This window comes from Methylobacterium sp. E-041, assembly GCF_022829665.1.
Classification (GTDB): domain Bacteria; phylum Pseudomonadota; class Alphaproteobacteria; order Rhizobiales; family Beijerinckiaceae; genus Methylobacterium.
Genome location: NZ_JAKSYQ010000060.1, coordinates 69370 through 82373, shown reverse-complemented (window position 1 = coordinate 82373; position 13004 = coordinate 69370). Strand labels below are relative to the sequence as shown.

Annotated in this window: 11 protein-coding genes; 5 read left to right on the top strand and 6 right to left on the bottom strand. The window is 67.8% G+C overall.

The features are described 5' to 3' along the window. Positions 1–96: 96 nt before the first annotated feature. From MKK70_RS04595 to MKK70_RS04575, 5 genes are all read right to left on the bottom strand, one after another. On the bottom strand, positions 97–864 hold the full coding sequence (locus MKK70_RS04595) for an amino acid ABC transporter ATP-binding protein (protein WP_279595936.1): 768 nt from the start codon (positions 862–864) through the stop codon (positions 97–99). After that, positions 857–1513 (bottom strand): amino acid ABC transporter permease, encoded by a 657-nt coding sequence (locus tag MKK70_RS04590; RefSeq protein ID WP_243946060.1) that lies wholly within the window; start codon positions 1511–1513, stop codon positions 857–859. Before MKK70_RS04590 ends, MKK70_RS04595 begins: the two co-directional genes overlap by 8 nt. After that, complete coding sequence (locus tag MKK70_RS04585) at positions 1513–2163, bottom strand: amino acid ABC transporter permease (RefSeq protein ID WP_243946058.1); 651 nt, start codon at positions 2161–2163, stop codon at positions 1513–1515. Before MKK70_RS04585 ends, MKK70_RS04590 begins: the two co-directional genes overlap by 1 nt. 45 nt (positions 2164–2208) lie before the next feature. After that, positions 2209–3033 (bottom strand): transporter substrate-binding domain-containing protein, encoded by an 825-nt coding sequence (locus MKK70_RS04580; RefSeq protein WP_243946056.1) that lies wholly within the window; start codon positions 3031–3033, stop codon positions 2209–2211. A gap of 80 nt (positions 3034–3113) precedes the next feature. Beyond that, the gene (locus MKK70_RS04575) at positions 3114–3506 is read right to left on the bottom strand and encodes a RidA family protein (protein ID WP_243946104.1); all 393 of its coding nucleotides are present in this window, start codon (positions 3504–3506) and stop codon (positions 3114–3116) included. A 224-nt stretch (positions 3507–3730) separates the two neighbouring features. Here MKK70_RS04575 and MKK70_RS04570 point away from each other — a divergent pair, with 224 nt between their 5' ends. From MKK70_RS04570 to MKK70_RS04555, 4 genes are all read left to right on the top strand, one after another. Further along, positions 3731–5137 carry a PLP-dependent aminotransferase family protein gene (locus MKK70_RS04570; protein ID WP_279603512.1) on the top strand — a complete coding sequence of 469 codons (1407 nt, stop codon included), beginning with the start codon at positions 3731–3733 and terminating at the stop codon, positions 5135–5137. Between the two features lie 555 nt (positions 5138–5692). Next, complete coding sequence (locus MKK70_RS30995; RefSeq protein WP_405042095.1) at positions 5693–6049, top strand: DUF6538 domain-containing protein; 357 nt, start codon at positions 5693–5695, stop codon at positions 6047–6049. Between the two features lie 1266 nt (positions 6050–7315). Beyond that, positions 7316–10513 (top strand): efflux RND transporter permease subunit, encoded by a 3198-nt coding sequence (locus tag MKK70_RS04560; protein ID WP_243946050.1) that lies wholly within the window; start codon positions 7316–7318, stop codon positions 10511–10513. A gap of 13 nt (positions 10514–10526) precedes the next feature. Continuing rightward, entirely contained in the window at positions 10527–11798 is a 1272-nt protein-coding gene (locus tag MKK70_RS04555) for an efflux RND transporter periplasmic adaptor subunit (protein WP_243946048.1), read from the top strand. A 194-nt stretch (positions 11799–11992) separates the two neighbouring features. On the opposite strand, the gene MKK70_RS04550 is transcribed toward MKK70_RS04555, so the two are convergent. After that, complete coding sequence (locus MKK70_RS04550; RefSeq protein WP_243936727.1) at positions 11993–12562, bottom strand: thermonuclease family protein; 570 nt, start codon at positions 12560–12562, stop codon at positions 11993–11995. 118 nt (positions 12563–12680) lie between these two features. On the opposite strand from MKK70_RS04550, the gene MKK70_RS04545 reads away from it, so the two are divergent. Next, entirely contained in the window at positions 12681–12989 is a 309-nt protein-coding gene (locus MKK70_RS04545; RefSeq protein WP_187274690.1) for a PepSY domain-containing protein, read from the top strand. Positions 12990–13004 lie beyond the last annotated feature (15 nt).

The following is a 13004-nucleotide window of genomic DNA, read 5'->3' as shown; positions in this document are numbered from 1 at the left end:
ACCCGAGGGGGTCGTCCCGTCTGTTCCGTCGAGTATTCGAAAGCGGACGTCAGCCTCAATTTGCGGGAACGGCAGGACGAGTTGCAGGATCGCCGGTTAGGGTCGGGTCAGGAAGCGTTTGGCTCGATCCGTCCGAGGTTCGGTGAAGAATATGCCCGGTGGCGCGATTTCCCGGATGCAGCCGCTTTCCATGAAGACGATCGTGTCCGCCACATCGCGCGCGAAGCGCATTTCGTGGGTCACGATCACCATGGTCAGCCCCTCCTTCGCGAGTTCGTGGATGACGCTGAGCACCTCCCCGACCATCTCGGGATCGAGGGCACTGGTCGGCTCGTCGAACAGGATGACCTTCGGCCTCATGGCAAGGGCTCGGCTGATCGCGACGCGCTGCTTCTGACCGCCGGACAGCGTATGCGGGTAAGCGTCGGCCTTCTCCGCGAGGCCGACGCGCGCCAAGATCGCGCGGCCTTCCGCCTCGGCCTCCCGCCTCGGGCGGCGCAGGACATGGACCGGGGCCTCGACGACGTTGCCGAGCACCGTCAGATGGGGCCAGAGCGCGAAGTGCTGGAAGACCATGGCGATGCTGGTTCGCGCGGTAGCGAGTTCGCGCCGGGCCATGGGGCGCGCGGTAGCCGCCGTTCCGGTCCGGCCGATCGGCTTGCCGTGGATGAGCACCGAGCCTTTGCTCGGCTCCTCCAGCCAGTTGAGGCAGCGCAGGAGGGTCGATTTGCCCGAGCCGCTCGGCCCGAGGATGCAGGTCGTCGTGCCGGGAGCGATCTTAAGGTCGATATCGCGAAGAACCTCGAACCCGTCGAAATCCTTGCACACGCCCTGCACGGAGATGGCAGCGTCGATCTCAGCCAAAGCGCACCTTCCTCACTCTTTCCATCCGTCGCACGCCGTCCTCGACCACGAAGGACATAAGGAGGTAGAGGCCGACCGCCGCGGCGAACGGCGCGAACGGGGTGAAGGTGTTCGCGCTGACGAAATTCGCTGCGAAGGTCAGTTCCTGCACCGTGATGATCATGAGGAGGGCACTGTCCCGGATGGTCGTGATGACCTGGTTTCCGATCAACGGTGCGGCTGTGATGGCGACCTGGGGCAGGATGATGCGCCGGTAGAGCAGGTTGCGGGACAGACCGAAGGCGTGGGCGGCCTCGATGGAATCCCTGGCGACGGCGAGGAACGCGGCCCGGAAGATCTCGGCGAGATAGGCCGTGGTGTAGAGCGTCAGCGAGGCTAGTCCTGCCCACCACGGATCGAGCCTGAGGCCGAGCTCGGGCAGGCCGTAATAGACCAGATAGGCCAGCAGCAGGAACGGCACGCAGCGCAGGAGATCGACGAGTTCCGCGAGCGACCGGCGCAGCGGTCCGGGGGCCTCGGTGAGGAAGATGGCGACGAGGATGCCGAGGGGGATGCTAAGCAACAGGCACCCCAGCACCAGCGACAGGGTGTTGGCGGCCCCCCACAGGAAGACGTCCCGGCTCTGCCAGACGGCCAGCAGCCCGCTCATCAGCGCTCCCCCCCGTAACGCCGGGCGATCCTGCGCTCCACGACGCGCTGGCCCCGTACGAGCGTGGCGATCAGCGCCGTGTAGATCAGGGTCGCCACCAGGAACGGGGGCAGCGGTTCGTAGGTCTCGGCACCGACCCGGCCGGCGGCGCGGGTGATCTCCACGACGCCGATGACCGCCACCGCCGGGGTGCACTTGAGCAGGATGGTGACCTCGCTGACGAGAGGCCCGAGATTGGTCCGCCAGATCTGCGGGAAGATGATTCGCGTGAAGATCTGCCGCTCCGACAGTCCGAACACTGTGGCGGCCTCGCGCTGGTCACGCGGAAAGGTCTGGAGGGCCGCGCGCCAGATCTCACTACTGAAGGCGGCCGTGTTCATCGTCAGGGCCAGGATGGCGGCCGGCACCGGGTCCAACTGGATGCCGGCCGACGGCAGGATGAAGAAGACGAAAAGGACGAGCGTTACGAAGGGCGTCGCGCGGACGAGGCTGACGAAGGCCGCGAGCGCCCCCGCGAGCACCGGCACTCGGCGCCAGCGCAGGAGGGCGAGGAGCAGGCCCAGGGGCAGGCTGAGCAGGATGCTGACGGCCGCCAGCGCGGCGGTGACCACCGCGCCGTCGAGGATCGTCCGGATCGCTGGCCATGTCATGGCGGCCTCTCCCCGCGCTTGAGGTGCTCGCCGCCCGGGAGCCCGCTACTTGGTCGCCGTCGCCGGCATGTCCTTGAAGGCGCGGCCCAGCCACTTCTCTTGAAGGGCGTAGAGTTCGCCGCTCGCCCGCACTTTCGCCATGAACGTGTCGAGATAGGCGAGAAGGCCGTCGTTGCCCTTGGCCACGGCCCAGGCCGCATAGGTCGGCGCACCGACCGCCTCGCCCATCCTGAAGCGCTTGGGCTGATCCTTCGTCAGGCTGACGAGATTCACGACGCCGTTGATCACGTAGTCGAGCCGGCCGTTGGCGAGATCTTGGTAGGCTTCCGGCAGGGAGGTGTACTGCACCACCTTGCCGAGCTTGCCCCCGGTCTTGGCGAGGGTGGGTTCGAGATCGGCCAGGGCGGCATAAGAGGCGCCGCCGGATTGAACGCCCACCGACTTGCCGGCCAGATCGGCGACGCCCTTGATCCGGGACTCGTCAGCACGGACGACGTAGTACTGCGTGGCGTCCGCGATCGGCATGGTGAAGGCGAGGCTTTGCACGCGCTCGGGCGTGATCACGGCGGCGGTCAGGGCCACGTCGTACTTGCCCGTGGCGACGCCGGCCAGCAGCCCCGTCCAGGGGATGATCTGTTGGTCGATCTTGAACGGCGCTTCCTTGCGTAGCAGCGCCAGGAGTTCGTGGTCGAGGCCCATCGGCTTGCCGTTCTCGACGTATTCGAACGGCTTGTAGCTGTCCTCGGTCGCGACGGTCATCGTCCCCCTGGCCTTGATCTCTTCGAGGCTGGCCGCGAAGGCCTGCGAAGCGCCGACGGTCAGCATCACGGCGGCGATGATGCCAATGGTCTTGGTCCGGACGAACAGCATGACTCGATCCTTCTGCTCTCGATGATGATCGTGCCGCCGCATCCTGCGCCGGGCCGGTTTCTCGTCTCGGCGGGGACGGTTCAGGCCATCCGGGATGGTGCCGCTCCGCGATGGGCCACCAGGTCGATCTCGACCAGCGCGTCGTAGGCGAGGCCCGTCGTGCCGATGCAGGTGCGTGCCGGCAGCCGATCCTGCGGGAAGAACGACTTGTAGGTCGTGTTGAAGGTCGCGTAGTCGCGCTGGAACTCCGTGAGGAAGGCGCGGGCGACGACGACGTGCTCGAAGCCCAGCCCGATCCCGGCCAGCACGGCTTCGAGATTGGCCATCACGTTGAGGGTCTGCGCCTCGATGCCCTCCGGCAGGAGGCCGGGAGCCTGCGGGGTATCGGGCATCTGCCCCGTCACGAACACCATGCCGTCGATCTCGACCGCATGGCTGAAGGGCGCCACCGGCTTCGGCCCCCCGGCGATCATGTGAAAGAGGGCGGCTGACGTGGTCTCGGAATTCGGCACCGTGGACTCCTCGTTGCAGGCCATGCCCGCAAGGCCCTACCGCGGTCACCACCGTGAACCGCATTGTCACGATCAGATTAGGGCGGATTGTCTGGTTCTGCGCGGGGAGACTTGCGGCAAGCTGCTTGAATTTCCGCCGGCACTCGGATGAAACTAGGACAATCACTCGGACAATCGGAACAGGCATGACGCGACCGGGATGGACGGAGGCGGTCGAGCGAACTGCGGGTCCGCGCTTTCGCGCTATCGTGGGGGCGGTGGAGATCGCCCTGCGAGCCGGCATCCTGCGCCCTGGCGACCGGTTGCCGCCGCAGCGGGACCTCGCCGACTGGCTGTCGCTCAACATCGGCACGATCAGCCGAGCCTATGCCGAGATGCAACGCACGGGCCTGGCGCGGGGCGAGGTCGGCCGAGGCACGTTCCTCAACCCTGTGCAGGCAACCGACGGTCCGTCGTCCCTGCGGACCCCCGCCCCGCGTCCGGCCTTCCTCGACCTGTCTCACAACTTTCCAGCGCATGCGATGCATCATCCCGCGCTAGCTGCGATCCGGCCGTGCTTCGAGGGCGGGGTCGATGTCGACGCCATGCTCTCCGCCCAAGTCGATATCGGCCTCGGCCGGCATCGGGACATCGCCGCGCACTGGCTCGGCCGGTTCGGGATCGAGGCGCAGGCCGACGACGTGCTGATCACCTGCGGCGGCCAGCACGGCCTGCTGCTGGCGCTCATGGCGCTGACCCGCCCCGGCGAGGCCGTCCTGACGGAGGAGGTCACCTTCTACGGCCTGAAATCCGCAGCCGGCATGCTGGGACGTTCGCTGGTCGGCGTGCGTATGGACCGCGAGGGCCTCGTGCCCGACCATCTCGACGTGGTCTGCCGGCGGACGAACGCGAAGGTCCTCTTCTGCACGCCGACGCTGCACAACCCGACCACGGCGACGATGTCGGCGGAGCGGCGTCGGGAGGTGGCCGAGGTCTGTGAACGCCACGACGTCATGATCGTCGAGGACGACGTCTACGGCTTTTTGCCCGATCCGCTGTTGCGGCCGCTGGCCGCCTCTGCCCCGGACCGGGTGGTGCACATCTCCAGCGTGTCGAAACTCATCGGCCCGGGGCTGCGCGTCGGGTTCATGAGAGTGCCGCGGCATCTGGTCTATGCGTTCGGCATCGCCCTTCGAGCCAGCACCCTGATGGCCTCCCCCTTCACCGCCGAATGGGCGACGCGCCTGCTGGCCTCGCAGCAGATCGATCGGGTCGTGGCCGACTTGCGGACGGAAACCGAAGCCCGGCAGGCCCTCGTAGCCTCCCTCATGCCGGAGCGCGCCATCATGAGCCACCGAAACGCGTTCTACTTCTGCCTCAACCTGCGGAACGGCTGGTCTGCCGAGGCTTACAGGCAAGCCGCCGAAGACATCGGGGTGGGGGTCACGCCACTCGGCCTATTCGAGGTGTCCTCCTTGCACCAGAATGGCAGTGTGCGTGTCTGCGTCAACGCGGCGCCGGACCAAGCCTCGCTTCACGAAGGGTTGGAGAAGCTCGCAGGGCTGCTCGTATCAGGCGCACCGCCGACCGTTCGGTTCAGAGCGGCTATCTGAATCGGACGGTCGGCATTCGGGCAAAAGTCCGATGTCGTCATCCCATGCCATAAGCGGACCGGCTGGAAACCACGCGACCCAGACGCAGGTCATCCTCCGCCAACCTGCAGCGAAGCGGACCCTCCGACGGTCCGAGAAGGGTCGACACCGGAACATTGTCTACCAGCAAGTGAATGTCCGCCTCCGGGCGGTGGGGTGATGTCCGCTCATGGCGCAACCAGGACTCAACAAATTGGGTGCTGTAGCGTCCGTTCTGCACGTTCCGACGGAGGGCGCCGAATGACCGGGATGGGCGCAAAGTGGAATGACCGTTTGAGTGCGGGGCCGAGGTGCTGTCGCGATCGGTTTCGTGTTTGCCGGTTGCCCCAAAAAGTTGCTACGAACTTCGGTATCGGCGGGTTGATAGAACCTTTGTTGTCAGGCGTTTAGGCTTGTTGGCGGCGAATCCCCTCTCCGCCAAATCGTCCTTGCGCCATTGCGATGACGGTATCTTCCTGATGCCGTGGGCTTTCAGCGCGCACCTGCTACGAGGGCGTGCGACGAAGCCAGAGGCAGATGGTGGGTCTCGTCCAGCGTCGGGGCATCTTCTATGTCCGTCGCACCATCCCGGATGCGCTGCGCGCCGACATGCCGGCCGTGCTCGGAACGGCAGGGCCTGGCATCTTCGACGAAAGCGCGCCCGTCTCGCTGAAGGGAAGGCGGGCCGGCCGGGAGTTCTGGGTCAGCCTCGGCACCCGCGACGCGGACGTGGTACGCGATCGGGCCCGCCGGCTGGATGGCGAGGCGGACGCACTCGTCCGCTTGGCGAAGCGCCGTCTGCCTCAGCGCTCAGCCGAAACTCACGGACCTCGACGACACGGTTCTTCAGGGTCTGGTCGCGACGTTCCGCCATCGCAAGCTCGCCGCGGATGAAGCGCGGCGGCGCGGTGCCGACGCTCTCTCTCGCGAAGGGTTCGACGCACTCGGGCGGGAGATCGCGTCGCGGGAGGCCGAGTTGCGGGACGCCAACGCGCGCGGCGACTGCACCGCCACGCACTTCGACCACGACGCCATGATGACCGTCCTCGATGCCGGACTGAACATCGCGTTCGGATCGCCGGGGGATCGTCGTCTCCATCTCGCGTTCGTCGAAGCCGAACTCGAGGTGATGAGCGTCATCGGCGACCGGCATCGTGGGACTACGACGCCGACCCCTGAGCGACCGACAAGCGACGCCCCCGAACCGAGGGCGCGCCTCCGTCGAAACCGGGGAACGTCGAAGCGTCGACCCCGGAGCAGATCCTGGAGGGTTGGAATCTCGATTAGACACCGACCGAGAAGACCTTCGACACCTTTTCGAGCATGGTCCGTCGGGCTGGAGATGGTGGCGTGGCGGCTACCTGAGGCTGGACGATGTGCGTGCGGCGCTCGTGATCCATGACGAGGTTCAGGAAGGCGTTTTCGCAGAAGTCTTCGCCGATGGCCGCTGTTCGGCGCGTACCGTTGCCGTGCCCCAGGCCGGGGGAGACCGATGGCGGAACGTCAGCCCGGGCCAAGCCCCCGTTGACGCGAGCGCTGCCGGGTTGGAAGCGATCGGCTGCCGGACCATCCGGGTCCGGCAGCCGGGACGGGGGGCAACGCCAGGAGGATGGCCTGGTTTTGGACATCACAGGGTGGGATGTCGGGCGACAATCCGGGCCGGCTGCCGGTTAGGCAGAAACTCCGATGGCGGAAATGGCGTTCACGGTCCGAAAACCATGGTGCGGTCTCATCGACCGATAAACGTCCGCGCGGTCTCGCTCCAGACGGCGGCGTCTACCGCATCGAACGATGAGCCGCCGGTCCGGCACCCGTGTCGTCCGAGATCCGCTGTGAATTCAAGGCGGGTGTGGGTCAGTTCCGCCGCGCCCTGATCCAAGAGAAAGCTCAGGTTGCCGCAGCGGCAGCCCAAATCGTCAGGGCGCAGTCATCGCTCGGCGTGCCATAAAAGTACGCTAAGAATCGTATTCAGTGCCGTCAACGACAGCAGAGATGACTGCACTGACCATCGATAGAGGATTGTATCTCCTTGTTTCTGGTCGCCTCGCGCGCGTGACGTCATCAAATTGCCGCACTGGCCCGATGAATGCATGATGCGATATGCTTCTGTACGCGGCCGTCGAGCCCCGCCCAACGGATTGATCGAGGCGAATTCAAGGTATGGCGGCGATCGTCCGACTGGCCCTGCTGCGGCCCTACACCTTCGTCGTGATGTCGATCCTGATCCTGATCTTCGGGGTCATGGCGATCGTGCGCACCCCGACCGACATCTTCCCCCGGATCGGCATCCCGGTGATCAGCGTCGTCTGGCAGTACACCGGGTTGCAGCCCGACGACATGGCGGGACGCATCGTATCGGTGTTCGAGCGCTCGCTGACCACCACGGTCAACGACATCGAGCACATCGAGTCGCAATCGGTCCCGGGCTACGGGATCGTGAAGATCTACTTCCAGCCCGGCGTCGACATCACCGCAGCCCAGGCGCAGGTCACCTCCATCTCGCAGACGCAGCTCAAGCAGCTGCCGCCGGGCGTCACGCCGCCCCTGATGCTCGCCTACAACGCGTCGAGCGTGCCCATCATCCAGCTCGCCCTGTCCAGCGACAGCCTCTCGCAGACGGCGCTCAACGACCTCGCGCAGAACTTCATCCGGCCTCAGCTCACCACGATCCCCGGGGCGCAGCTGCCCTACGCCTACGGCGGCGCCGCGCGCCAGGTGCAGATCGATCTCGACCAGTCGGCGCTGCACGCCCACGGCCTGTCGGCGGCCGACGTCGGCGCGGCCTTGGCCCGGCAGAACCTGATCAATCCGGTGGGCACCCAGAAGATCGGGAGCTTCGAGTGGATCGTCGACCTCAACGATTCACCCAAGAGCATCGAGGCGTTCAACGACCTGCCGGTCAAGGTCGTGGACGGCGCCGTGGTTTTCATGCGCGACGTCGCCCACGTGCGCAACGGCTCGCCGCCCCAGACCAACGTCGTCCAGCTCGACGGCAAGAAGGGCGTGCTGATGTCGATCCTCAAGATCGGCAACGCCTCGACCTTGGACATCATCGCCGACGTCAAGGCGCGCCTGCCCGCCATCCAGGCGGGCCTGCCGACGGGCGTCGACCTCAAGTACGTGGCCGACCAGTCGAGCTTCGTGCGCGAGTCTGTGGTGGCGGTGGTGCGCGAGGGGGTCATCGCCGCCGCGCTGACCGGCCTGATGATCCTGGTCTTCCTGGGCAGCTGGCGCTCGACGCTGATCATCACCGTGTCGATCCCGCTCGCCGTGATGTGCTCGCTGATCGCGCTCTCGGCGCTCGGGCAGACCATCAACGTGATGACGCTCGGCGGCCTCGCGCTGGCCGTCGGCATCCTCGTCGACGATGCGACCGTGACCATCGAGAACATCAACCGGCACATGGAAGAGTTCGGCGAGGACATCGTCACCGCGATCACCCGCGGGGCGCAGGAGATCATGCCGCCGGCCACCGTCGCCCTGTTCTGCATCTGCATCGCCTTCGTGCCGCTCCTGGCGTTGGGCGGCGTGGCGGGCTTCCTGTTCCGGCCGCTGGCGATGGCGGTGGTGTTCGCGATGATCGCGTCCTACGCGCTCACCTATACCCTGGTGCCGACGCTGGCGCGCTACCTGCTGACCGAGCACGCCCACGGGCAGGATCCGGCGAACAAGCCCGGCCCCTTCGCCCGGTTTCAGCGAGGCTTCGAGCGCCGCTTCGAGGCCCTGCGGCAGGCCTATCTCGGGCTGCTCGGCTTGGCGCTGTCGCGCCGGAAGTCGTTCGCCGTCGGCTTCCTCGCGGTGGTCGGCCTGTCGTTCGGCCTCGTCCCCTATCTCGGGCGGGACTTCTTCCCGGACGTGGATGCAGGGGCGCTCCGCATCCACCTGCGGGCCCCGACGGGCACGCGCATCGAGGAGATGACGGCCCTGACCGGGCGGGTCGAGGGACGGCTGCGCGCGCTGATTCCGCCGGGACGGGTGGCCAGCGTCGTCAACAACATCGGCCTTCCGATCAGCGGCATCAACATTTCCTATGGCAACAGCGGCACCATCGGCACCTTTGACGCCGACATGCTGGTGACCCTCGACGAGACCAGTGGCGGAAGCGAAGGCGGCCCATCGACCGCGGCGCTGACCCGGCAGCTGCGTGAGCGCCTGCCGCAGGATTTTCCCGGCGTGACCTTCGCCTTCCTGCCCGCCGACATCGTCAGCCAGATCCTGAACTTCGGCTCCCCCGCCGCGCTGGATGTCCAGGTGGCCAGCCGCGACATCGCGGGGGGCCGCGCCTACGCCAACATGCTCCTGGCCCGGGTCCGCCGCGTAGCCGGGGTCGCGGACGCCCGCATCCAGGAGCAGGCGCGCAACCCGGCGCTGCGGGTCGATTTCGATCGCGCGCTCGCCGGGGTCGTCGGCCTGACCGAGGGCGACGCGGCCGCGAGCCTCCAGGCGACGCTGTCGGGCAGCACGCAGACAGCTCCGACCTACTGGCTCGACCCGCGCAATGGCGTGTCCTACCCGGTCTCCGTCCAGACGCCGCAGTATTCGATCGACACGCTGGGCGCGCTCAACAACCTGCCGATCACCGCCGCCCGCTCGGAGCAGCTCCTGGGGGGCTTGGCGACGATCCGCCCCGAGCCGCTCAGCGCGGTGGCGACCGACTACAACATCGCCCCCACCGTCAACATCCTGGCCACGACGCAGGACCGCGATCTCGGCGGCGTCACCGCGGACATCCAGGGGGCGATCGACGCGACGCGGGCCGACCTGCCGAAGGGGGCGACCGTCACGGTGCGCGGGCAGGCGGTGACCATGGCGCAGGCCTACCAGCAGCTGCTCGTGGGCCTCGCCTTCGCGATCGTGCTCATCTACCTGCTCATCGTCGTCAACTTCCAGTCCTGGGTCGACCCGTTCGTCATCGTGACGGCGCTGCCGGCAGCGTTGGCCGGCATCGTGTGGATGCTGTTCGCCACGCACACCCACGTTTCGGTGCCGGCGCTGACGGGGGCGATCATGTGCATGGGCGTGGCGACCGCCAACTCGATCCTGGTCATCAGCTTCGCCCGCGAGCAGCTCGACGCGGGACGCACGGCGATCGAGGCGGCGCTGGCGGCCGGGGCGACGCGGCTGCGGCCTGTGATGATGACCGCGCTGGCGATGATGATCGGCATGGCGCCGATGGCGATCGAGCCGGGCCAGAACGCCCCGCTCGGCCGCGCCGTGATCGGCGGATTGCTGTTCGCCACGCTCGCGACCTTGTTCTTCGTGCCGGTGGTCTTCGGCATCGTGCATGGGCGGCCGCGCCGCGCCGCGGCCCGGCGCGAAGACGCTTCCCCCCAGCCCCTCTCGTCCCCATCGGCCTGAGCGCAGATCCCGCATGCACCCAACCCAACACGCCAAATCCGACGACGCCGCGCACGCGAGCGCCGAGCCCGCAGTCGCGTCGCCCCGCACGCGGTCGGGGCGCCGGGTCGGCGCGCTGCTGGCGGGCGTGGCCATCGGCGCCGCGGCGCTGGCCTGGGTCGGCATCAGTGACCGTGCGAAGGGGATGCAAGAGGTCGAGAGCTGGACCGAACGGCAGGCCGTGCCCACCGTTCGGGTGGTGCACGCCCGGCGCGGGCCCATGGACGAGGACCTGACCTTGCCCGGGTCGCTGAGCGCCTTCTACACCGGGACGCTGTATGCCCGCGCCAGCGGCTACGTCACGGCCTGGCATCGGGATATCGGCGCCCGCGTGCGCAAGGACGAGGTCCTGGCCGAGATCTCGGCGCCCGACCTCGACCAGCAACTCGCCGAGGCGCGCGCCACCCTTGTTCAGCTTCAGGCGGCGGTCGACCAGGCTCAGGCGAACGCCGATCTCAGCGCGGCCACCAACAAGCGCACCGCCCGCTTGGTCACGCAGGGCTGGTCGAGCGAGGAGCGCGGCGACACCGACCGCTTCACCGCGGCCTCGCGCACGGCGGCCCTGTCGGTGGCCAAGGCGAACATCGTCGCCCAGCAGGCCAATGTCGGGCGCCTGGAGGAACTGACGCGGTTCAAGGAGGTCCGGGCACCCTTCGACGGGGTCGTGACCGCGCGCAACGTCGACATCGGCGACCTGCTCACGGCGGGGGGAACCTCGGGACGGCCGCTCTACCGGGTCTCGGATCTCCACCGGGTGCGCGCCTACGTGAACGTGCCGCAGGCCTTCCTCGCCGTGATGAAGCCGGGGTTGAAGGCCTCCCTGCGCGTGCCGGGGCAGGAGGCGGCGTTCGACGCGGAGGTGACCTCGACCGCGAACGCCATCGCGGAGGATTCCCGAAAGGGTCTCGTGGAGCTCCAGGCCGACAACCCGGAAGGCAAGCTCTGGCCGGGGGCGTTCGTGGAGGTGCGATTCCACGTGCCCTCGGACCCGGGGACGTTGCGCGTGCCCGCCACCGCGCTGGTGTTCGACCGCAACGGCACGCAAGTGGCGCAGGTGGGCGACGACCACCGGATCGCGCTGAAGCCCGTGACGCTCGGGCGGAACCTCGGCAACGAGGTCGAGGTGCGCGCGGGCGTGACCACCGCCGAACGGCTGATCGACAATCCTCAGGAGTTCCTGGCGAGCGGGGACGTCGTCCGCGTCGCCGGAGAGGAGGCCGCTCCGCGGACCGCCTCGGCGAACTGACGATCGCCCCCGCGGCGGACGTTTCCCGGCCCCCGCGTGGTGCACCGCGACCCGCCATCGCGAATGGGTCAGGCCGCCGTGCAGCCTGACCGCACGGCGATTTCGCCGGTCGCCGGCGGGCACGTCATGGCAACTGCACGCACCTAGAGCGGCGCCGTTCGTCTATCGGATACGCCCTATCGCCCGCCCTGCCGTCAGTCCGTCGGATCGTCGAACACTCCGGCCCACAAGCCGGCACGACGCCCCCAGGCCCGGTCGCTCGCCCGCCTGTAGGATGCCGGCGCGTCGCGGGCGGGCATCGCGTAACCGTTGGCGATCATCCAATCGCCGAGGTCCTCGTCACCGATTCGGCACGTCGCCTCGGCGGAACCGCTGTCTGGGCGATCGTGCCGCTCGCAAATCGGCTCCGCCGTCCCGATGCGTGCGATCATCTTCTCGCGGACTTGGCGGCCGCACGCGTAGGGAACCTCGTGGGCGTCCCAACACGTCGCATCCGGTGCGGGCATCACGATGCCGAACAGCGTGACGGATCCGCCGTCGATCGTGAGGGTGGTCCCGTTGATCAGCGAGGCATGCCCCGTCGCCGGCTCCCCAGCCAACGCCGGTTTCCCCGCGATGGCGAGACAAGTGGCCAGGGCCAGCGTCAAGACGCGGTTGTCCGGGACCCGGGCCGGGGGTTGATGTCTTGTGGCCGGCGGCGGGCACAGGATCGTGCCGGCAATCGCCGCCACGACGGTCAGAAGGATGCCGATGATGATGGACATGGCCGTGCGGCTCCGCGAACGAGGGATCTGCGGAGCGTTCTGGCGGATCCTGAACCCGCCGGCCTGACGGAGCCCGTCAGCCTCCCGTCAGGTTGACCCAGCCATGGTGCCAGTGTCCATGCCGATCCTCCGCATCCTTCTCGTTGCCGCCCTTTGCTCAGGTCTCGTCCGGATGGTCCCTGCGCGCGCGGACGACGACGCCGACCGGGCCCGTCGCGCCCTCGAACGCGGCGAGATCCGTCCGCTCGACGAGGTCCTGCGCGCCGCCCGTGCTGCCGTGCCCGGCGACGTCGTGGCCCTCGACCTGAAGCACCACGACGGGCACTGGTTGTACAAGCTGCGTATCCTCGGCGCGGACAGCAAACGACGCGACGTGAAGGTCGATGCGCAGTCGCTGCAGATCATCGACAGGGACGACGATGACTGACCTGACATGGAAACG